The sequence below is a fragment of the Denitrobaculum tricleocarpae genome (assembly GCF_007004665.1).
Taxonomy (GTDB): Bacteria; Pseudomonadota; Alphaproteobacteria; order Kiloniellales; family Kiloniellaceae; genus Denitrobaculum; species Denitrobaculum tricleocarpae.
This window is the reverse complement of sequence record NZ_ML660063.1, coordinates 16,264-36,393: the sequence shown is the minus strand read 5'-3', so window position 1 is coordinate 36,393 and position 20,130 is coordinate 16,264. Positions and strand designations below refer to the sequence as shown.

Genomic DNA, 20,130 nt, shown 5'->3' with positions numbered 1-20,130 from the left:
AAAGAAGAAGAGAAAGGACAAGTTCGATGGTTTACAAGACCGAGAAAATTGCAGACTTCGAGCTCGGTCTCCTGTACCGGAACCGGGCATTCCAGCGGGTGCTGGGGCCGGGTGTCCACCGCTTTGCGCGGGGGCGGGGCAAGATCGAAGTGATCAAGCTCGACCTGCGGGCCATGTCCGTGAAGGATCCGGAGCTCGCCGCGCTTTACCTGACCCATCGGCAGGTCGTCGAGGCGCACTTTGCCGTGGCCAACATGGGCGACGGCGAGCTGGGCCTGGTCACCGTCGACGGCAAGCTGGCCGGCCTGGTCGCACCGCGCAGCGTGGCTTTCTACGGAAAGCGGCTGCGGGAGGTAACCATCGAGATCCTGGACGCCGCCAACGACTACGTCCTGCCCGAGCGGCTGGTCGCACCCCTAGTGCGGCTCGGTGTGCGGGAGCTGGTGGCGGTCGCCGAAGTGGTCTCCGACCATGTCGGACTGCTCTACGTCGACGGCGTGCTGACCAAGCAACTGACGCCGGGCCGCTATGCCTTTGTGAAGGCGCTGCGGCGCATCGATGTCGTGACCTTTGACCTTCGGCTGCAGAGCCTGGAGGTCACCGGTCAGGAGGTGCTGACCAAGGACCGGATCGGCCTGCGGGCCAACGTGACGGCTGTCTACCGGGTCGCAGATCCGGTCAAGGCCGTCGCGCTGACCGCGGACCTGAAGGACTTCCTGTACAAGGAGCTCCAGTTCGCTCTGCGGCAGGTCATCGGCACCCGGACGCTGGAAGAGGTGCTCGGCGACAAGCTGGGCATCAACGCGGCGGTGGCGGACTTGCTGCTGCCGAAGCTCGGCGACGCGGGCCTTGAAGTCCCCTCCGTCGGTGTGAAGGACATCATCCTGCCCGGAGACGTGCGGGAGCTGATGAACCGGGTCATCGAAGCGGAAAAGACCGCTCAGGCCAACGTCATCAAGCGGCGCGAGGAGACCGCGGCAACGCGGTCGCTCCTGAACACCGCAAAGCTGATGGAGGACAACCCCATCCTGCTGCGGCTGAAGGAACTCGAGGCGCTTGAGAAGGTGTCCGAGAAGGTCGGCAACGTCATCGTCGGAAACGGCATGGATGGCGTGCTGGACGACCTGGTGCGAATCCGGCCGCGCTAGAGCCTGATCGTCTTTCGCTGCTTCAGTGAAAGACGTGAATCAGCCTCTTGACTAAGAGCTAGCCTCTTGACTGTGCCGGTGACGCTCCGCGCTCTCATGGCTCCGGGTCAGGCAGACCCGGTTCCGGAGAAGGCAAACCAGGGAGTCCGGATGGCCGGAGGGGCCGGGAGCGGAAAAGCTCCCGGCCTCAATGGCCATGCCATTATAGGGACATAATTACGACTAAGATAAGAATGAACCGCGGCAGGTAGCGGCCGCACGCAGGCTGGAACTGATCGATGAAGAACACACGGGATCTGATCACTTACCTGAGTACGGGCAACCGGGTGAAATACGTCTACTTTTGGGGCCACAGGAAAACGGAAGGTCTGGTCACCAAGACCTGTTTCAGCCAATGGTACGACGCGCCCTTCACCCATGACGGCGAGCTTTATAAGACGGTCGAGCACTTCATGATGGCCGCGAAGGCGCGGCTTTTCGGAGATGCGGAGAAATCGGCCGAGATCCTGGCAGCGGAGAATCCAGGTAAAGCGAAGGCCCTGGGGCGGGAGGTGCGTGACTTCGAGCAATGCCTCTGGGACGAGAGGAAATTCGAGATCGTGGTGCGCGGCAATATCGAAAAGTTCAGTCAGAACCCCGAGCTGAAAGTGTTTCTGCTCAACACCGGCGCCCGCGTTCTGGTCGAGGCCAGTCCGCTCGATCAGATCTGGGGCGTCGGTCTGGCCGCGGATGATCCCCTGATCGAAGATCCGCGCAACTGGCAGGGCGAAAACCTGCTGGGTTTCGCCCTGATGGAAACCCGGCGGCGGCTGCGCGAGAGGGAATGACCCGGGAGCAGGTCAAAATCAAAGTTACCCGCAAAACACCCGCGTGATCGTGCCTTTATCATCAAGCTCGAAGTTGATCCGGTCCTCGGCATAATCCTGCGTCACCAGATCGCCGGGCTGAATGATGCGGCTGTTCAGCGATGCGGGCAGGGTGACGGCGGCAAGCGAGGTTCCGACCAGAGACTGATAACCCTCCGCGCCGCAGGCGTCCTTTGCTTCGGTCGCCGCGCAGCCGGACAGGGCGGTCACAGCGAGGAGAGTAACGACGGTGGGCAGAGATCGCTTCGGCAAGAACTTCATGTCGGGTGTTTCCTTTTTCATTTGAAATGCGTTTTGGCGGAAGAGGAGGCCCGTGGCTCGGAACCCAAAACCTGCGCCGCTATTCGATTTCCTCCAGGGTGACCCTGTACCAGTCCTTCCTGGTAAAGAGGTGCAGCGACGAACCGCGGCCGATCAGGGTTACATCCTTGGGGATCTTGCCAGCGGGCAAGAGCAAGCGGCCTGTCCGGGACTTCGCGCTTTCGTCTCCTTGGAGCGACAGCAGATAGACGCGATCGGGCGGGTCGTCGTATTGGCCTGAGAAGAGAACTCTGTCCGGCGAAATGGCGAAGGCGTGAGCGCCTCTGATATCCGTCTTTCGGTAGAGGGCCGTAAAGTCGCTCGAGACATGCCCCAGATCGAAATCCGAGTAGAAATAGAAGTGGGTCACGTCCCGGGTCACGTTCAGCGCGTAGCAGTCGTCGATGAATTGCTGCTCCTGATCGTGCTGCCAGACGATGTCGCCACGCCGGTCGAAACAGTTGAGACCGGAGGCGCCGACAGGCGCAGGCGTGCGCTCCCCATTCGGATCAAGATTTCCCCAGCCAAAATTACCGTAGACTCCCTCGTCGAAGTAGGAAATCCAGAGGCGGTCGCTTCCATCCACGCCAATGTCCTGAACACCGTCGCCCGCGAGGAAGCGTATTTCCTGTCCCGTCGCGCGATCGACAATCATGCCGTTTACATCGTAGTCGTCTTTTGACCGCCATCTGCAGCGGCTGCCCACAATAGCGGCGGATCCGTCCGCGAAGACGTCAACCATGGGGAAAGCAAACTCGAAAGGCGGGAAGTCGATTTCACGCGAGTTCTCACCACCCGTCGTCACGAGTCTGTAGCGAAAGGCGGCCCCCATGTCCGGCACGGGAAACACCGCGAAACCATCGCTTTCTGTTTGCCGGTGCACCAGACTTTCGGCCTTGGTCTCGATGTAGAGAAGCTGCGCCGCGCCCTGGAGCGAGACAGAGACCGAAACGAATTTGAATCCTTTGGGCGGAGGCGGGATTTTGGCGACGTGCCGTAACGCGATCTCTTTCATATCGGGTGATCACCCATCCGTGTTCTCCGCAATCCAATGGGCATACTCGGGCGAGGTCTGCGCGATATCGACCCGGAGCAGCGGCGGCAGTTCGTAGGGGTGCAGTTCATCGACCAGTGCCTTTACCGCCGCGAAGCGCGCCGCAAGGCTTTTCGCGGTCAGGACGATCTCCGGTCCCCGCCGGACCGCCCCCTGCCAGCGATAGACCGAAGCGATCTCCGCCATATGGACGGCGGCGGCCAGGCGCCGTTCGACCAATGCGGTCGCGATCGACCCGGCAACCGTTTGGTCGGGCACAGTTATCTGGATCAGAACCGGGCGGTCTTTTTCGGCACCTTCAGTTTTGGCGCCTTCAGCTTCGGTGTCTCCAGTTGCAGTGTCTTTCTTCGCCACGCCTTTTCGCCCCTGCCCTCCATCACATCCGCGGGTTGGAAGCTTACGACTCCCAACCCGGACATCGCCAGCGCATTTCCACGTTCGCGTGTCTCAGGCTTTCCGGCCGAGAGCCTGTACGAGCGGCAAGCCGGAGCAGCCGAAGGGGTCACGGGCGAGGTCGCGCCAGGCCTCGACGATTTCATCGCGCTCTTCGCGCGTGCACCAGCCCTTTTCCAGCGCGCGCGCACCGAGACTGCCGCTTGCCAGTGTTTCGACCAGATTGCAGAAGTAGTCCGCACGCTGCTCGCCCCTGGGCGCCTGCTCCCAGTCCAGCGACACCTCGATGGCTTCGAAGCCGTTATGCTGGAGCAGCGGGCCGAGAACACGCCCGACATCCGGGTCGCCGCCGGTCGAGATAATGCCCTGGCGGACGATCCGGTTCAGCCTCTGCAATCGCGCATCCCCGGGCAGGATGACGACCTGCTCATTGATGATATCGCGGAGCGCGACGTGACCGCCCGAGGAAAGCACGCGATGGATCTCCCGCATCGCCCTGTCCCGGTTCGGAATGTGGCAAAAGACGGTCTGGGCAAAGACGAAATCGAAGCTTTCGTCGGCAAAAGGCAAATCGAAGAGGTTGGCTTCGCGAAAGGAAACGTTTTCGACGCCCATGGCCTGCGCCATCGCCTGCGCGCCGACCAGCTGCGCCCCGTTGATGTCGATCCCGACCGTCTGCCCCTTCGGCGCCCATTCCGCGAGACCGACCGTGATGGAACCGGGACCGCATCCGCAGTCCAGGATCCGGCTATCCTCCCTGATCCGGTCCCGGGCGAACCGGACCGAGGTCTCGGCGTTCCTGAGCCGCAGGTACCCCAGGAAAGCGCTCTCATGACCCAGACTGTAATCGGATAGGGATGCTTCGGACATATCTGTTCCTTTTTTGTTGGCGACAAAGCCGCGCAGCGGGGCGGCAAAATCCAGACCGGCAAGGGTTCAAAGCCATGAATTGAAGGCGAATCGGCCACCCAAATCAAATAACATAAAGCTTTCTTTTAAGTAACAACATCCACACATGATGATTTTGTTAATTTTAATGTTATATTTCAGATTCTTACAAATCCCTTTAAAACCCGCATTTTGTTCGGCAAAGAGATGAATAGAGTTTTCGTCAAGCCGGAGGCACGCCCCGGGCCTTGACGAAAAGCCTTACCGCAACACGCGGCGGGAAGCCTGCATTCAATCTCCTGCCCGGAAACACTTATTTGGAACACTTCAATTTTTATAACTATTTTTCAATATTTTAAATAGGTTTTTCAAAGATCCAGCTGTGAAAACCCCTTCGTTGGGAAATGCGGTGGCCAGGTTCAACAGCGCAGACGCTTGCAGCAAGTGACGGCTGTGCGACGCTCGATCTCCTCAAGACAGTTGATCAAAAACTGAAGCACGATTTTTAAATAAAATTCATGTATAAAAAGGAGCTTTTATTTATATTATGCGTATTTCTAAATTTTATATTTTCAGAAGATGTCCCGGAATTCTCTAGGAGCATGTCGGAACCCGTTGCATAAGCTTCGCGAACAGCCGTTTAATACCGATCGCGGCGCATCTGCCGCGTAACCCGACAGAGTCAAATCACGGAACCGGGCGATCAAGAAGCTATGACTGCGCCGCAAGAAAAATTGCGGAGGTCACAGTCTCCTCTACCCTTGATCGGAAATACTCCGGAGCAGCGGCGAGTCACTGACGGGCGAAGGTGCAGTCCAACACAATACCACGGCAATGAAACTGCCGCTGAGCTCCGTTGCCTCAAGTAACCCGAGGCGAACCACGTCGAAATTTCTGGACAAAGACGGCATCAATCCTTCGAAACGACAAAAAAGACCTGAACGCCGGCCTGCCGCGGGACTGCAGTGAAAAGGGCTCCAGGTGGCGCCTGGCGCAGTTCGCTCTTGCCCAAATTCCCCGGATTTCGATACAACTTCCTTCCTGTCTTTCTGAAAACAAACAGCCGGAGCCGCGCTTTGCCATCATAACCGCCGGTCTCACCCGGGTCATGAACGCATGACCTAAATCCACCCGTTGCATGACCGCATCCTTTTTCAGGGCGCGGGCCATGCAGTTTGACAGCGCTTCGCAGGGGTGGCGGTTCGAGACCGGTATGGCATTTTCCAACGCGTTCTCCGGACCGCTGCGCTCAACTTTTTTGAGGACCATCCCGGCGATCAACCCGCTCTGTTCGCGGACCGTCGGCCCCAAGAATAAAACGTCACACTGCGCCGCTTGATCAGACCTCCATACCGATCATCGGGAACTCAGCAAAGATTCCCTGACCGTCACCTCGGCGGACTTCCAACAGGAAGACCGAAACGAGATGACTCGCCTTTTTTACGGCCACTGGCTCTCCGTCCGCTGGACGGTGAGCCCCCTGACCGCGCCGCGGCCCCTGCTCTTCTGCAGCGGCTGCGGACAAACCGCCGCCTTCGAGACCAGCGGCAAATTCCGGCTCAACGCGAACGGCAAGCGCCTCGACGCCTGGCTGCTCTATCGTTGCAGCCTCTGCGAAACGACCTGGAAACGCCCGGTCGTCGAGCGTCAGGCTGTGCAGGCGCTGGATCCTGGCGTCCTCGGCGCCTTGCAATCCAACGACGCCGCCTTGGCTAAGTCTTTCGCCTTCGACCTGGCGGGCTTGCGCCGCTTCAGCGGAGAGATCGAGATCTGCGGCGACGTCACGGTGCAGAAAGCCGTGATCTCAGGCCCCAACTGCACCACATCGCGCATCGAGATCGAGTTCTCCCTGCCCCACCCGACCGCGGTGCGGGCCGACCGTGTGCTGGCCCGGGAACTGGGCCTCTCCCGCACGCGGATCGCAGGATTGGCAAGGCAGGGCAAAGTGAGAGCGGCTTTGAAGGGAGCGTATCAGCTGCGCAAGCCGGTGACCGACGGGTTGCAGGTTCATATCGACCTCTCGGATCTTCAGGATGCCGCGCGGGTTCTCTCCCTGGCATCCGGACAGCGTCCGCGAGACCTCTAAAGGGCAGTGGGCCGCTCATGTTACTGCCCGTTTACATTGCAAGACATCACTCTAATTCTTTTATGGCGAAGACCAGCGGTCTGAGCACGGGCAGTGCATGCTCATCCAAGCTTGGGGCCAGCGTCCGTGTAAACCTGACGAAAGACTGCAAAAAAGGGGGACAGAACGGAGCAAGTGGGCGGATGGGGCTCCCACGCTGTATCAGACAAAGGCAAAACCTGGAGAAGGAGAAGGAGACGGCCTCGATGAAACAGACTGTAATTCTTGCAGGATTGACCCTGCTGCTGACGGCCACCGGCCTATCGCACGCCACGGCGCAATCCGAAAATGAACTCGCGACACGCGCCGCTTTCGAGGCAGCCGATCAGAATGGCGACGGCCTGATCGACGAGGCGGAATTGGCGCACGATACCATTGAGGGCTTCGTCGCAATCGACAGCGACGGTAACCGCAGTCTCGAAAGCGGCGAGCTCGGAGCAGATTTTCAGGATGCGATCGCCCCGATGGACGGAGACGGCAACGGCAGTCTCTCTTTCGAGGAAGTCATGAAGCGGAAACTCAATCAGTTCAAACAGGCCGACAGCAATGCGGACGGCACACTCACGATAGAGGAGGTCTTGACCCATGACGGCGTTCAATAGTGCGAGCCGGCAAAGCAGATCTTGGCTGTCTCCATCTCCAGCGCGCGCGGTGGCGGGGCGACCACGTTCAAAGCCGCACGTACGCGCTGCCGTCGTCACCGCGGGACTGATCGCCGCTCTCGCACTCGCGGGTTGCGCCTCGGACTCAGGTGAGAGCGAACCTGCCGCCCCGGCGCTTGGAACGATCGGCGGAGCAGCTGCAGGCGGCGTCTTGGGTTCGACCATTGGAAAAGGCAAGGGCCAGTTGGCGGCGATTGTCGGCGGCGCCATTCTGGGCGGGGTGATCGGAAATCAGGTCGTGGACCGCCCGGTGGAAGAGCGCAAGAGCAAGGAACGTGAGACCTCGCGTGACCGCGAAATGGAGCGGCAGCTCGAACTGGAGCGTCAGCGCGATGCCCGGGCGGAGGACGCGCGAGACCGCGATGTGCAGCGCCAACTCGACTTCGACCGCCAGAGCACCCTGCAGGAAGAGGAATTGCGGCGCGAACTCCGCGAACGGGAACTTTTCGAGCAGTGGAAATCCCAACGGGTGGGCGGTGCGCCGCTTGTGGCCGCACCCGATATCCAGGCCGCGCAGCGGCTGCTGGTGGCGCTGGGGCATTATCAGGGCCCGATCGATGGTATCCAAGGCGGCGGCACGCGCGCGGCAACCCGGGCGTTTCAGCAGATCAAGGGCTTGCCGCAGAACGGCGTCCTGACCGAGGATCTCGTCAATCTGATGCGCGCCAGCCTTTAGCGCCCCGGCAGGGAGCGAACGGGCTCTGCTCATCAGGTCCCGCCCGCTTCGCGTTGCACCCAGCGGTTTGCCGCGGGTGCGGTTATCAGTCCTGGGACCGTCAGATCACCACCTGCGCGCCGATCACCAGAATGGCGGCCCAGGACACCAGATAGGTCGGCGTGCGCAGGTAGGGGATGCCGAGCGTATAGACCACCGCATGCGCGAGACGGGCGAGGAAGAAGATCTGCGCCCAAAGTCCGACCGTGGAACCTGCCGTTTCGCCCCCGAAGAAGGCAACACCCAAAACGACCGCGATGAAGGCGGGCATGGTCTCGACCAGATTGAGGTGCGCGCGCTTGGCCCGTTCCGCCCAGAGCGGCGGCGCCGGCTGCTCGACCGGGAAACCGGCGGGGTAGTTGTTCAGAAAGGTCGGCAGGCCCCAGACGAACACCCGCGCCAGAATGTAGGGCGTCCAGAGCAGAACCGTGAGCATCCCGCTCAGGGCGAGATAGAAATAAGCTGTTTCCATGAGTCGTGTCCTTGTGATGCGAGGTGCCTCTCCGGCACATCAAATCCGTTGATCCGAAAGGACCGCGCGAAAAGACAGGGGACATCCGGAATTGCTTTTCCGGGGAAGATCCGATGCAGCTTTCAGCGCGGCTGTCTGACGAGTTGCGGAGCGCTGGACGGGAAATCAAGTTTTCTCGCGAAATCTGAACTCTCTGCACAGATTGACGTACGATCTGCAAGGAATCAGGGGCATTATATAATGTCACGGAGGGATGCACCGCCTCACGGCGGTGCGGCCAGCATCCGGGCGGCGCCGTCTTTACCCTAAATAAGGGAAGGCCATTTATCGTTCCGGTTGCAGCTTTTCTTCAATCCGGAAACGCCAGATTATGACGCATGACAGCGCCCCGGCGATGCGGCCCAGGCTCTCCTTTGGCCGAACCTTCCGCGAGGCCTTCTCGCAGGTCTTCGGGCAGTTCAGGGGTCTGGCGAAGCTGGCGCTTTTGCCGATGATCCTGAGTGTCGGGATTTCAGCCGTCATCTTCGCAATGACGTCCGTAGACCCCAAGATTAAAGGACTGTTTCTCTATACGACGGCGTTACACCTGTTGGGCTTTTTGCCCTTCACAATCTTTGGTGTCGCCTGTTGCCGACAGATGCTCCTTGGCGAAAAGGCCGGGCTGATCCCCCGCCTGCTGCTTGGGCGGCGGCAGCGTATCTGGTTCACCTACAGCTTGTTATCTATTGTAATCCTCGCCCTGCCCTTTACGGCATTGTTCCTGCCCTGGATTTTGTTTTCCATCTTCACGAACCCAATGCTTGCGCTGGTGCAGCTGATGGCGGTTCCGGTACGCGTGATCATGCCCTGGCAGCTTTTCACGTGGGCGTTTAAGGGGGATGACCTGCTGTTCCGCCTCGGCTTTTTCCCCCAGTCAGGACGTTTTGGCACCTTCTTTCCCTACGCAGGAGAAATAAGTTTTATGGTTACCAGCCAGTATCTTTGGTTTTGGTCAGGTTTTCTGGTGCTCATGCTGGTGCTGATGCGCTTTAGCCTCGTGCTCCCAGGCCTGGCAGTGGATGACCGAAAGGGCGAGACTGAGGATTACCGGTTGGGCCTATCGGGGGCCTGGCGATTGGCCAGAGGAAATGGCCTGAAACTCATTGCGATACTATTTGTACTGGCAGGCTTGGCTATGGTCGCAAGATCGCTTTTCCTGTTTGCAAGCCCCAAAGTCTATCACTTCCTCAACAACCTGACCGGCCTTCTACCAAGGTATGGAGACGATTACTTCACACTGGCCTTCTTTGCACCGATTCACATAGGTGAGTTCGCCATTATTTACATCTGCATCGCGGTGGTCTGCGCCGCTCTCTGCTCTGCTTATGCGCAACTTCGCGGCTGGAACGCGCTCGGCGCAGCCCCCTCAGAAACGAAAAATCCCGGCGCCCACCCCGCATAACGGGACAAGCGCCGGGGTCTTTGCCGCAAGCGGTGTTAGTGCGCTTTTCCGATCTTGCTGAAGTCGACCTCGCGGCCTTCCGGTGAGGTGCGGATCGCCATGACCTCGCTGCGCTTGGTGGTGATGATGTAGGCGAGACAGGCAAAATAGATGCCGATGACGATCGCGCCGATCCACTGGATCTGCAGGAAGTCGAGCTTGAACAGCAGGGTCAGACCGAAGAGCAGCGCCACGTGAATGGCGATGTACTTCATGCGCCCCAGGCGGGCCACGGTCAGCGAGAGATTGTCCGAATAGAGCCGGGTCAGGGAATCCAGCGAGTTGATCACGAAGGTCACGCCGACGACGATCATGGCGATGCTGAAGAGGCCGGCAATATCGATGCTGTTCAGATGGTAATAATAGAGCACCGAGAACCAGATCGCGAGCGGGATCGAGGGGAAGACGAGGAGCGCGAAGAGCACCTGCCAGGTCTTCAGTCCGCCGACGAAGCGCGAGGTGAACTGGCCGATCATGATGCTCCAGGCGAACCACCAGAAAAGATAGAACTCATGGTAGTCGTTGATCGGCAACACGAACTTGTGGATGTTCGTAAAGTAGCCGCCGATCAGCCCGGCGCTCTCGGCAATCGCCGTGCCGCCCATGCCGGCGGCGATAGCCATCAGCGCGATCAGCCCCAGGAAAAGCCAGGTCGAGGCCAGGCTGAGGATCTTCACGTACTTGATGTCGGTGCTGGAATAGACCGACGCCAGGATCACCACGAAGACGATCAGATAGAAGGTCGCGGTGATGCTCTGGCCATCGCCGATCTGCGGCGCGTACCAGGGCAGGTTGGTCAGGAAGAGATAAGCCGTGAAGGCGCAGGTGCCTATTATGACGATGTTGTTGAGCAAGCGGACCCAGGGGATCTCGAAAAAGCCGACCCGGGGCTCAATGACGCAGAAGTAAAAGCTGGTCAGGAAGTAGAAACCCCAAATCATGAAACCCCAGAATCCGAACTCGATCGCGAGCGGATTTGTGAAGGCATATTCAGGGCTTGCCGCGACATCGGCGTAAACCGGAAACTCGGTCAGCGGAAACATGATCAGGCCGACATCCAGGCCCGAGGTAAAGAGAATCGCGATAAAGGTGAAAAGCGGCACCGGCGTCACACCGATGCATTCGAGGTTCCCCCATTTGACGAGGCTGAACACCACCATCGCCAGCGCGAGCAACACACCCGCGGATAAAACTAAAGTCACGGCTTCCTCCCACTTGCAGGGCACAATCGCTCTTAAGTATGGCGATCCAGAGCGAAGACCGCCCTCCCCCGATTTATTGAGGCACTGATTCCCGCCCCGCTTTGCATCAGACGCGACGATCAGGCTCTTTTTGTTGGGAGACTGATTCACGTCTCATTTGGTTCAAATGAAACGATCAGGCTCCTGTTATGTGAGAGACTGATTCACGTTCCATTTGTACCAAACGGAACGATCAGGCTCTTGTTATGTGAGAGACTGATTCACGATCCGTTTGTCTCAAACGGAACGATCAGGCTCCTGTCATGTGAGAGACTGATTCACGTTCTATTTGTACCAAACGGAACGATCAGACTCCTGTTATGTGAGAGACTGATTCACGATCCGTTTGTCTCAAACGGAACGATCAGGCTCTTGCTCACCCCAAGTCTCAGAGAATCATAGTCTCCTCTGAATACCCCAGTGTGTAAAATTTATATCTTAGTATGCCGAATTTTGCACGGTCGTGCAATTTAAAATTCGCTTGTACAACTTGAAGCTCGTTCTGGAGCTGTGTAAACTCGGGCCACCGGGTTGTTTTCCCTGGAACAAAGCAACAAGGGCCGCCATGCCTGCAATCGCAGCAGGACCGGCCTTTCACGGCGGTGCACTCCGTCACGAGGGAGAAGATGGGCCGACAGCGCATCAAGGATGTCCGCCGCGAGGAACTGATCGACGCCGCCATTTCCGCGGTCGCTGAGCACGGCTTTGCGGCGGTCACGGTCAATCAGATCGCGGCGCGGGCCGGGGCCTCGGCGGGCAGCATCCACTATTACTTCGGCGGCAAGGAAGAGCTGCTGGAAGCCACCATGCGCCGGTTCCTGGCCGCCCTGAAGCGCGAGACTCTGGAGCGGCTCGCAAAGGCAGAGGATCACCGTGCCCGCCTGAGCGCCCTGATCCTGGCGAACTTCAGCGACACGCTCTTTACCGGCGAAACCTGTAACGTCTGGATGCAGTTCTGGGCCTATGCGCCTTACAGCAAACCCCTGGCGCGCTTGCAGCGGATCAACCGGAGCCGCGTCCGCACGAACCTGAACGCGGAGCTCGGCCAGCTGCTGCCGCCTGACCAAAAAGACACGGCCCGGCGCGCCCTGCAGGCCTATATGGACGGCGCCTGGCTGCGTAAGGCCCATAGCGCAGATGACTCCGGCGGCGAGACCGCCCGCCAGGAGGCCGAGCGGGTCATTACCATGCTGATCGGCTGAGGTCCCGCCGCAGCTATGCCGCGCCGCTCCGCAACGGCGACAGCAGTTTGACGAGCAGCACAAATCCCGCCTGCAGCGCCCCGCCGACAAAAGTAACGCCATGAATCGCCACAGCGACCGCGAGAGCGTCGGCGGTGGAGAGTCCGCCGAGTATCCCGCCGAACGTCCAGGCCGCTTCAAACGGACCGACCTGGGCAATGCCATTGATCGGCAGAACAAATGCAATTGAACCCAAGGTGCCTGCGAAGAGTGTAGTGTCGACCGGCATGCTTGCCGTGACTGCCAAAGCAGCGACGTGATAGGCCGCAAAGAGCGCGAGCCAGACGGCCAGGCTCGAGACTTGCGCAAGGAATAACCGCCGCGCCGGGATCGCGGCGCAGGCGCGCAGGATCTTGATGATCAAGAGCATGAGTCTGCCGCCCTTTTTGCTTCGGGTCCGCAAGGCGAGCCGGTCAGCCAGATGGGCGGACCCGCGGCGCAGATACTGCATCGCCAGAAAGGCCGCAATGGCGCAGAAACCGCCAAGCAACCCGAGACCGCGGAGCCACCCAAGCTCGCTGCCGGCAGGAACGACGATCCAGAAAGTGATGCCGGCGACGCTCAGAATGATCAGCAGATCAAGGATGCGGGCGCCCAACAGAATGCCCGCCCCCACCGCATAGTCGATGCCGTAGCTGCGCTTGAGCATCGCAGGCAGGGCCAGTTCCCCAAGACGGGCCGGCAGTAAAGACGCCAGAAAGTTATGAAGAACGGAGATCCGGTAGGCGATAAAACTCGGTGCCGCGCGCGGGCTCACCAACACGGCAATGCGCCAGCCCCTGAAGAGCTGGCCCAGAACCACCAGACAGAATGACGACGCCAGCATCTCCGGCGAGGCCGACGCAAGCGAAGCGACCATCAGATCGAGAGGCGCGAAACGCAGAAACAGGAAACCGAAAACAGCGGTTACCACGACGGCCAGGAGAATCCGCAAAAGACTCTTCCTCCGGCCGGCCTCCGGCTTCATCTGACCGGACCCATCGGGGCTTTTGTTCGCCGTTGCGGCGGGTGCCGCCTCGGCCGGGCCGCTGTCGTCGGAAGGATGCGTCATTGGGCGGGCGGCGCTTTACTCACGCTTCAGGTAATACTGAGGCCGCTTACCGGCCTCGAAGAGAATGCGGCTGATCACCTCACCGACCAAGCCCTGACAAATCAGGATCACCCCGACCAGAACCAGCAGCGCGGAGAGGACCAAGAGTGGCCGGGTCCCGATATCGGCACCGGCGAAGAGTTTCAACAGCACGAGATACCCCAGGCCGGCAGAGCCGGGGATCAGACACACAAGGCCGGCGCCGCCAAAGAAATGCAGAGGCCGCTGCAGGTACTTTCGAAGAAAAACCACGAAGACGATATCGAGCAACACCCGAAAGGTCCGGTCAAGGCTGTACTTCGAATGACCGTGAACCCGTGGCTTGTGATTGACCTCGCTCTCAGCAACCTTGGCACCGACCTCGCCCAGCAGCGCAGGCAGAAAGCGGTGCATTTCACCATAAATCCGCGTCCGGATCAGAAGCTCCCGCCGGTACACCTTCAGCGAACAGCCGAAATCATGCAGATCAACCCGCGTCAACCGCGCGATAATCCGATTTGCGACCCGTGACAACATCTTGCGCAAAAACGGGTCCCGCCGTTGCCTCCGCCATCCGGACACAACGTCGAGGTCTTCGCGTAAAAGACGCTCGACCATCATGGGAATATCGGCCGGGTCGTTTTGCAGATCGCCGTCCAGGGTCACGATGACATCCGCCTCTGAACTATCGAAACCGCACTGCATGGCCGTCGACTGACCGTAATTGCGCGCCAGAAAACGCGGCTTTATCTCCGGGAAGCGTTCCGACAGAAGCCGCAGCTCCCTGGCTGTTTCGTCCGTCGAGCCGTCGTCGACCAGGATCAGATCGAAAGCATAGCCCATGTCCCGCAATTGCCGGATCAGTTGCTCCGTCAGCTTGGCAATGGAACCGGCTTCGTTGTAAACCGGAACAATCACGCTGAGCGATACATCATCAACGCCGGATTTGTTAATGCTTATGCGTTTACTTTGGACTTGCATGAATAGAGGGACTTCCCAAAATCGACGGCTGGCGACTTAAAACATCGGAAAAAGCACGGGAATTAGAAGGCTTTTGGCAGGAGCCGTCGCCTGTTCGGCAAGGTACAGGACAGAGTTTCAAAAAAACATGAATAAATTCATCCGGTACGAGTACATCCTCTACATTGTTTTATTTGCGTTGGCCGCTGTCTTTTTCCGTCAGTACACGATCGTCAGCCTGATCAGTAATCAGGTCTCCCAAATGCCGCTGGTGATGCGTGAACTCGATCCCGGGTTCCTGGTCAATGACTGGTACGTCAACGAGATGAGCGGGCTGAACGGGCGAACCTTTTTCGTCGCGCTCGTCGCAGGCACGGCGCGTATCCTCGGTCTCGAGAGCGCTTACTTCGCGCTTTATCTGCTTGGTGTGCTCTTTTCCGCCAGCGTGATCTATTACGCGACGGCCCGGGTCTTCAAGGGCGGCGAAACCGCCGGACTGATCGCCGCCCTGCTGGTCATGTCCTGGGAACTGCACGACTTCGGGGAGGTGCTGCAGATTGTCAGCGCCGACCTGATCCCCGCTCATCTGGCCAAGTCGCTCAGCCTTCTGGCAATCCTTCTGGCACTGCAGGGGCGCGGCGCCGCCTGTGGCATCATCGCCGGTGTGACCTCTTTGCTCCAACCCTTACTGGGCGTCGCCTGCGGTATCATGGCGCTGGGCACCTTGCTTGTCGTCGCAACGGTGACGATCGAGGCCAAATGGCGGCCGGTCATCAAATTCAAACGCTCCGCTCTGATGTCCGGAGCCGCCGGCTTTCTATGTCTTCTGCCGTTTGCCGTCTTCTGGGCCCGCCTCAGTTCCTCGACGCTCGACCTGGAAAGCTACGTCCATGTCGTGGCAACGATCCGAAACCCACACCACTATCTGCCGAGCACCTGGGGTCCGACCCAGTACCTTCTGACGGCATTATTCCTCTGTGCCACGGCCATTCTCTTCGCCGCCTTGCGGAGATCGCCCCTGCCCGAAGCCTCCGCCCGGGTTCCGGGAACCGAGCCGGCCACAGCCGACAGTCCAGCCAAGGCGATTCTGGCACACCAGACCTACCTGTTCATTTTTGCTGCCGGGTTGGTCCTGCTCTGCGTCCTCGGCTACCTCTTTGTCGAGGTCTGGCCGATCCGGATGTTCGTGACCCTGCAGGCTTATCGTTATCTCTACATCTTCCTGTGGTTCGCGATCATTTTCGCCGCCATAGCCGCGGCACAGATCGGACGTGAGGGCAGTTTCGCCAAGTGCTGCGTCTTTTGCCTGCTCCTGCTGGGCGCCAACGGCACGCTCCAGCCCGTGATCTTTATCCTGGGCGCCGGTGCCTATTATCAATGGACCCGCCATCCGGAACGGCGGCTGCAGGTGAGCGAGATGGCTCTGGCGGCCGCAGCGGGTTTCCTGATCCTGGTAAGTTTCCGGGACTATCATCCGCAGATGGCAGGCATCCTCCTGTCCCTGGTCGTGGCGGCCCTTGCCGTCTTAGCCATGAGTTTTCGCCAGACCTGGCTCCGTCTCGCCCTGCTCGCCTGTCTGGCGGGCAGCATGGGGATGGTGGCAACATTTGCCGGACAACGGCTTTCGACCGCCGCAGCACAGATGAGCGAACGCTTCAACATCCGGAGCTATCCGACCTTTGACGCGGTGATGACCGACGACGAGGGTCAAAACAGAACCATGAGAGCTTTGCTTGAAGCCGCCGCCTTTGCGAAACGCGAGTTGCCGGAAGACGCCGTTTTTCTAACGCCGCCCAATTTCGGCGCCTTTCGAATCTTTGCCGAGCGTGCGATCGTGGTCGACTTCAAATCCTGGACCTTCGGTGACCCCGCGGGCTGGCTCGCACGGCTCGAAAACGCTTACGGCGCGCTTGACGGCCCGGGTGTGGATACGGGTGAGGCTTTGGATGAGAGTTCGGGTCAGGGCCTGGGCGGCTTTGCCCTGATGCGGCGCCTTGACGCGCGGTACAAGGAGATCAGCGACCGTAAAATAGCCGGGATCGCACAGCAGTACGGCGTCCGCTACGCTGTCCTTTATCGCGCCACGGAAACCAACTATCCGGCAGTCTTCGAAGGCCGGCGCTATAAAATCGTCGCGCTCTCGAACAGGCGGGAATAGAGCCCGCTTGCTGTCTGGAGAACTGTTAAATTACCATGGCGCTGATCGTGTTTTGAGCGTTTTTGGGCAGGAGAGACATTATGACCGAACGGCGCGTCAGCTTCGACTTCGAGGTCGATTTTTCCAACGGCGGCGGGATCCAGGGTCAGGGCTTCCGCCTGGATATCGAAGGCGAGGATATCGCCGACGATGCGCTGGCCACGGCCATCATCGAGGACATGCGCCTGCTGATGGTCGGCGAGGTCCGCATCCTCAACAAAGAGATTATCGAGGAACGGCACAAGCGCGGCGGCGCAGTTGCGGACGAAGCGGGTGAAGAGACCCCGGATCAGAGCTTTATCGATCTCAGCCATACCATCAAAGACGGCATGATCACCTATAAAGGCCTGCCTGCGCCGCTGATCTGCGATCACATTTCTTTTCTCGACTCCCATGACCACTACGCGGAAGGCACGGAGTTTCAGATCGGCAAGATCGAGATGGTGGCGAACACCGGCACCTATATCGACACACCCGCGCACCGCTACCGCGACGGCCATGACCTGGAAGGTCTGATGCTGGAAAAGGTCTCGAACCTGCCGGGTCTGGTGGTGCGGGTCTCGGGTGCGCAAGACCGCGCCATCGACTGGCAGGCCTTCGCCGCCAGCGACGTCAGCGGCCGCGCGGTTCTGGTGGAGACCGGCTGGGACCGGCATTGGGGCAGCGACCAATACTTCGAAGGTCACCCCTTCCTGACCGAGGCGGCGGCGGTTTACCTCCGCGATCAGGGCGCGACGATTGTCGGGATCGATTCCCTGAACATCGACGACACCAGCGGCGGCACCCGTCCGGTCCATTCGGTGCTTCTCAAGGCGGAGATTCCCATCGTCGAGCACATGACCAACCTTGCCGCCCTGCCCGTCGAAGGCTTCCGCTTCTTCGCCGCGCCGCCAAAAGTGCGCGGCATGGGCACCTTCCCGGTGCGGGCCCATGCGCGGCTGGAGAGCGACTAGACGCGCAACCGACCCGTTATCCCGACGCCTTCTCCCGCATGGCCAGGAAGCGCTGATCGCCGACGACACTCCATTTGCGCGCGCCTTCCAGGTATTCGCTGTAGGAGGTATGGATTTTCTTGGTGGTGCCATCTGTCGCAGCCAGTTCGGCGACCACCTCCCGGGTCGCCTCGCCCAGGGCAACGACAATCTCGTCCGGCCATTCGCGCAGAATCACACCGTGGTCCCGCACCAGCGGTTCGAGGGACACGATGTTATGGCGGGTGAAGTCGGCCAGAGTTTCGTTGGCGGTCGCGGAGCAGGCCGCCGCGACGATGGCCTGCAGGTCACCGGGCAGAGCCTCGAAGAGCTCCTTGTTGACGATCGCCTCCAGGGCCGGACCGCCTTCGTGAAACGCGGGCAGGTAGTAGTTTTTCGCGACCTTGTGCAGGCCGAAGGCCAGATCGTTCCAGGGGCCGACCCACTCGGCGGCATCGACCACCCCGCTCTGCATGGCCGGGAAGATCTCGCCCGGCGGCGTGAGTACCACCGTGACACCGAGACGCCGCAAGGCTTCGCCGCCGATGCCCGCGATGCGCATCTTCAGGCCCTGGAGGTCGGCGAGGCCGGTGATCTCGTCGCGGAACCAGCCGCCCGCCTGCACGCCGCTGCTGCCCGCATAAAAACCTTTCAGGCCAAAGCCGCCATAGACCTCGTCCCAAAGTTCCTGCCCGCCGCCGTAGTAGAGCCAGCCGGTCATTTCCCAGGCGGTCAGGCCGAACGGCAGACCGGTGAAATAGTGCAGCGCCTTGCTCTTGCCCTGCCAGTAATAGGGCGTCGCGTGCGCCATCTCGGCCACGCCGTTGCGCACCGCATCGAAAACCTCGAAAGGCGGCACCAGTTCACCCCCGGCGAAGAGCTTCACGGTCAGGCGTCCGCCGCTCATGGCGGTGATGCGGTCGGCAAGGCGCTGGGCATTGACGCCGACCCCAGGCGCATTCTTCGGCCAGGGCATCACCATGCGCCATTCGGTCCGTTCCTGTGCGATGGCGGGTGCGCCCAGGATACCCGTTGCAGCTGCGGCGGCCGTGGTGGCGGCGGCGCCCGCGACGGCGCCTTTTGCAGCGGTTTTCAGAAAGCGGCGTCGTTTCATGTTGCGTCCCCTGTTGCGTTGCGCAAAGAAATTCCACACCCCGGATGCTGCCGTAAAACGCCGCCAGGTTCCAGTGCAGACTGGGCGGCACGCAGGTACGCGATGTGTTTTTGCCCCCTGCCGGGCAGGAAAAAATTCGGTAGCGACCAGCGTCATTTTTTACATTAGATTACGAATGATTTTAAAAAGGGGCGCCTCTTCAGCTCCAAAGGAATTTCCTCGGCAAAGAATTAGGGAGACCATCATGCTGTTCATCACCAACCGATTTCCCAAACAAAGCATCAAGACCACCAAGGGCCGGAGCTTCGACTTCGACCTGAAAAACAACGCCGCCAGCAACTCGGTGTTCTTTTGCGAGTATCACAAGAAGGGCGACTGCACAGAGCTCGGCAGCATTCCCTTTCTGCAGAGGCTCAAAGACGCCAAGTACCGGCAGGTCCTGATCTATATCCACGGATTTTCAAATCTGCCCGAAGCGGTTTTCGACGGCGCCATGGAGTTTCAGAGACTCTGCGATCAGAAGAAGAAGGGCGAAATCCTGGTCATCCCCCTGATCTGGCCCTGCGACGACGACCTGGGCATCGTCCAGGACTACTGGGACGACCAGAAGGCCGCCGACCAGAGCGCCTTCGCCTTCGCGCGGGTCCTGGAGAAATTCATGAACTGGCGCAGCGATGAGAAGCATAATCCGCAGTCCGATCCCTGCCTGAAGCGGATCAACGTTCTGGCCCACTCCATGGGCAACCGGGTCCTGCGGCAGACTCTCGCCGCCTGGAACAAATACGACCTGGCCAATGGCGTTCCGCTGCTGATGCGCAACACCTTCCTGGTGGCCGCCGACGTCGTGAATGAGACCCTTCATGTGGGCGAACGGGGCGAGCTGATCTGTCACGCTTCCCGCAACGTGGTGGTCTACTACGCCTCCGACGATCTGGCGCTGCGCGCGAGCAAGGCCTCGAACCTGAAGAACAAGATCGCCTCCCGGCGCCTGGGCCACAGCGGGCCGGAAAACATGGACCTGACGCCGCGCAACGTCTATGCGGTCGAATGCGACGACGTGAACAATGCCTACGATAGTCCCAAGGGCCACTCCTACTTCAGATCAGGCCGCAAGAAGGGCAAGCCCGGTCTGGTCTTCGATCACATCTTCGCAACCCTGCTCTCGGGCCGGGTCTTCCCCGAAGACGAATTCCGGCGCACGACCATTATCCGGGAGTAAAGCCCCGGAGGCCGG

Annotated in this window: 19 protein-coding genes; 10 read left to right on the top strand and 9 right to left on the bottom strand. The window is 59.9% G+C overall.

The genetic code is table 11. The features are described 5' to 3' along the window. Nucleotides 1–26 precede the first annotated feature (26 nt). Nucleotides 27–1,148: a slipin family protein gene (locus FKG95_RS25670; protein WP_142899311.1), complete on the top strand. Its 1,122-nt coding sequence runs from the start codon at nt 27–29 to the stop codon at nt 1,146–1,148. Between the two features lie 278 nt (nt 1,149–1,426). Continuing rightward, on the top strand, nt 1,427–1,975 hold the full coding sequence (locus FKG95_RS25665; protein ID WP_142899310.1) for a riboflavin biosynthesis intermediates N-glycosidase: 549 nt from the start codon (nt 1,427–1,429) through the stop codon (nt 1,973–1,975). 24 nt (nt 1,976–1,999) lie between these two features. Here the strand turns inward: FKG95_RS25665 and FKG95_RS25660 are convergent, their stop codons facing one another. The 4 genes from FKG95_RS25660 to FKG95_RS25645 form a co-directional block, all read right to left on the bottom strand. Then, nucleotides 2,000–2,275 carry an I78 family peptidase inhibitor gene (locus tag FKG95_RS25660; protein WP_179954288.1) on the bottom strand — a complete coding sequence of 92 codons (276 nt, stop codon included), beginning with the start codon at nt 2,273–2,275 and terminating at the stop codon, nt 2,000–2,002. Between the two features lie 79 nt (nt 2,276–2,354). After that, entirely contained in the window at nt 2,355–3,329 is a 975-nt protein-coding gene (locus FKG95_RS25655; protein WP_142899308.1) for a hypothetical protein, read from the bottom strand. A gap of 9 nt (nt 3,330–3,338) precedes the next feature. After that, nucleotides 3,339–3,722, bottom strand: coding sequence for a divalent-cation tolerance protein CutA (cutA, locus tag FKG95_RS25650; RefSeq protein ID WP_218940370.1), 384 nt, complete (start codon nt 3,720–3,722; stop codon nt 3,339–3,341). 93 nt (nt 3,723–3,815) lie between these two features. Beyond that, nucleotides 3,816–4,631 carry a class I SAM-dependent methyltransferase gene (locus FKG95_RS25645; protein WP_142899307.1) on the bottom strand — a complete coding sequence of 272 codons (816 nt, stop codon included), beginning with the start codon at nt 4,629–4,631 and terminating at the stop codon, nt 3,816–3,818. Nucleotides 4,632–6,075: 1,444 nt separating this feature from the next. Here FKG95_RS25645 and FKG95_RS25640 point away from each other — a divergent pair. The 3 genes from FKG95_RS25640 to FKG95_RS25630 all read left to right on the top strand — a co-directional run bounded on the left by FKG95_RS25640 (nt 6,076) and on the right by FKG95_RS25630 (nt 8,112). Beyond that, nucleotides 6,076–6,735: a DUF1062 domain-containing protein gene (locus FKG95_RS25640; protein ID WP_142899306.1), complete on the top strand. Its 660-nt coding sequence runs from the start codon at nt 6,076–6,078 to the stop codon at nt 6,733–6,735. A gap of 245 nt (nt 6,736–6,980) precedes the next feature. Beyond that, nucleotides 6,981–7,376, top strand: a complete 396-nt coding sequence (locus FKG95_RS29805; RefSeq protein WP_179954287.1) for an EF-hand domain-containing protein — start codon at nt 6,981–6,983, stop codon at nt 7,374–7,376. Further along, the gene (locus FKG95_RS25630) at nt 7,360–8,112 is read left to right on the top strand and encodes a peptidoglycan-binding domain-containing protein (RefSeq protein WP_142899305.1); all 753 of its coding nucleotides are present in this window, start codon (nt 7,360–7,362) and stop codon (nt 8,110–8,112) included. Before FKG95_RS29805 ends, FKG95_RS25630 begins: the two co-directional genes overlap by 17 nt. Nucleotides 8,113–8,212: 100 nt before the next feature. Here the strand turns inward: FKG95_RS25630 and FKG95_RS25625 are convergent, their stop codons facing one another. Further along, complete coding sequence (locus FKG95_RS25625; protein ID WP_142899304.1) at nt 8,213–8,623, bottom strand: MAPEG family protein; 411 nt, start codon at nt 8,621–8,623, stop codon at nt 8,213–8,215. 370 nt (nt 8,624–8,993) lie between these two features. Here FKG95_RS25625 and FKG95_RS25620 point away from each other — a divergent pair, with 370 nt between their 5' ends. Continuing rightward, entirely contained in the window at nt 8,994–10,064 is a 1,071-nt protein-coding gene (locus tag FKG95_RS25620) for a hypothetical protein (RefSeq protein ID WP_142899303.1), read from the top strand. A gap of 35 nt (nt 10,065–10,099) precedes the next feature. Here the strand turns inward: FKG95_RS25620 and FKG95_RS25615 are convergent, their stop codons facing one another. Continuing rightward, complete coding sequence (locus FKG95_RS25615) at nt 10,100–11,305, bottom strand: BCCT family transporter (protein ID WP_142899302.1); 1,206 nt, start codon at nt 11,303–11,305, stop codon at nt 10,100–10,102. 665 nt (nt 11,306–11,970) lie between these two features. On the opposite strand from FKG95_RS25615, the gene betI reads away from it, so the two are divergent. Continuing rightward, nucleotides 11,971–12,546, top strand: a complete 576-nt coding sequence (gene betI / locus FKG95_RS25610) for a choline-binding transcriptional repressor BetI (protein ID WP_142899301.1) — start codon at nt 11,971–11,973, stop codon at nt 12,544–12,546. A 13-nt stretch (nt 12,547–12,559) separates the two neighbouring features. Here the strand turns inward: betI and FKG95_RS25605 are convergent, their stop codons facing one another. Together FKG95_RS25605 and FKG95_RS25600 are read right to left on the bottom strand one after the other, a co-directional pair. Continuing rightward, on the bottom strand, nt 12,560–13,636 hold the full coding sequence (locus FKG95_RS25605; protein WP_142899300.1) for a lysylphosphatidylglycerol synthase transmembrane domain-containing protein: 1,077 nt from the start codon (nt 13,634–13,636) through the stop codon (nt 12,560–12,562). 15 nt (nt 13,637–13,651) lie between these two features. Beyond that, a complete protein-coding gene (locus tag FKG95_RS25600; protein ID WP_142899299.1) occupies nt 13,652–14,635 on the bottom strand; it encodes a glycosyltransferase family 2 protein in 984 nt (327 codons plus the stop codon). 127 nt (nt 14,636–14,762) lie between these two features. Between FKG95_RS25600 and FKG95_RS25595 the strand changes: the two genes are divergently transcribed. Beyond that, nucleotides 14,763–16,772, top strand: a complete 2,010-nt coding sequence (locus FKG95_RS25595; protein WP_142899298.1) for a DUF6798 domain-containing protein — start codon at nt 14,763–14,765, stop codon at nt 16,770–16,772. A gap of 80 nt (nt 16,773–16,852) precedes the next feature. Next, on the top strand, nt 16,853–17,764 hold the full coding sequence (locus tag FKG95_RS25590) for a cyclase family protein (RefSeq protein WP_142899297.1): 912 nt from the start codon (nt 16,853–16,855) through the stop codon (nt 17,762–17,764). A 16-nt stretch (nt 17,765–17,780) separates the two neighbouring features. On the opposite strand, the gene FKG95_RS25585 is transcribed toward FKG95_RS25590, so the two are convergent. Further along, on the bottom strand, nt 17,781–18,896 hold the full coding sequence (locus FKG95_RS25585; protein WP_142899296.1) for a TRAP transporter substrate-binding protein: 1,116 nt from the start codon (nt 18,894–18,896) through the stop codon (nt 17,781–17,783). Nucleotides 18,897–19,140: 244 nt separating this feature from the next. Here FKG95_RS25585 and FKG95_RS25580 point away from each other — a divergent pair, with 244 nt between their 5' ends. After that, nucleotides 19,141–20,115 (top strand): alpha/beta hydrolase, encoded by a 975-nt coding sequence (locus FKG95_RS25580; RefSeq protein ID WP_142899295.1) that lies wholly within the window; start codon nt 19,141–19,143, stop codon nt 20,113–20,115. Nucleotides 20,116–20,130: the final 15 nt, after the last annotated feature.

Excerpts from the sequence above, each read along its gene's own strand:
- FKG95_RS25670 (WP_142899311.1), top strand. The coding sequence starts at position 27 with ATGGTTTACAAGACCGAGAAAATTGCAGACTTCGAGCTCGGTCTCCTG.
- FKG95_RS25665 (WP_142899310.1), top strand. The coding sequence starts at position 1,427 with ATGAAGAACACACGGGATCTGATCACTTACCTGAGTACGGGCAACCGG.
- FKG95_RS25660 (WP_179954288.1), bottom strand. The coding sequence starts at position 2,275 with ATGAAGTTCTTGCCGAAGCGATCTCTGCCCACCGTCGTTACTCTCCTC.
- FKG95_RS25655 (WP_142899308.1), bottom strand. The coding sequence starts at position 3,329 with ATGAAAGAGATCGCGTTACGGCACGTCGCCAAAATCCCGCCTCCGCCC.
- FKG95_RS25645 (WP_142899307.1), bottom strand. The coding sequence starts at position 4,631 with ATGTCCGAAGCATCCCTATCCGATTACAGTCTGGGTCATGAGAGCGCT.
- FKG95_RS25640 (WP_142899306.1), top strand. The coding sequence starts at position 6,076 with ATGACTCGCCTTTTTTACGGCCACTGGCTCTCCGTCCGCTGGACGGTG.
- FKG95_RS29805 (WP_179954287.1), top strand. The coding sequence starts at position 6,981 with ATGAAACAGACTGTAATTCTTGCAGGATTGACCCTGCTGCTGACGGCC.
- FKG95_RS25630 (WP_142899305.1), top strand. The coding sequence starts at position 7,360 with ATGACGGCGTTCAATAGTGCGAGCCGGCAAAGCAGATCTTGGCTGTCT.
- FKG95_RS25625 (WP_142899304.1), bottom strand. The coding sequence starts at position 8,623 with ATGGAAACAGCTTATTTCTATCTCGCCCTGAGCGGGATGCTCACGGTT.
- FKG95_RS25620 (WP_142899303.1), top strand. The coding sequence starts at position 8,994 with ATGACGCATGACAGCGCCCCGGCGATGCGGCCCAGGCTCTCCTTTGGC.
- betI (WP_142899301.1), top strand. The coding sequence starts at position 11,971 with ATGGGCCGACAGCGCATCAAGGATGTCCGCCGCGAGGAACTGATCGAC.
- FKG95_RS25605 (WP_142899300.1), bottom strand. The coding sequence starts at position 13,636 with ATGACGCATCCTTCCGACGACAGCGGCCCGGCCGAGGCGGCACCCGCC.
- FKG95_RS25600 (WP_142899299.1), bottom strand. The coding sequence starts at position 14,635 with ATGCAAGTCCAAAGTAAACGCATAAGCATTAACAAATCCGGCGTTGAT.
- FKG95_RS25595 (WP_142899298.1), top strand. The coding sequence starts at position 14,763 with ATGAATAAATTCATCCGGTACGAGTACATCCTCTACATTGTTTTATTT.
- FKG95_RS25590 (WP_142899297.1), top strand. The coding sequence starts at position 16,853 with ATGACCGAACGGCGCGTCAGCTTCGACTTCGAGGTCGATTTTTCCAAC.
- FKG95_RS25585 (WP_142899296.1), bottom strand. The coding sequence starts at position 18,896 with ATGAAACGACGCCGCTTTCTGAAAACCGCTGCAAAAGGCGCCGTCGCG.
- FKG95_RS25580 (WP_142899295.1), top strand. The coding sequence starts at position 19,141 with ATGCTGTTCATCACCAACCGATTTCCCAAACAAAGCATCAAGACCACC.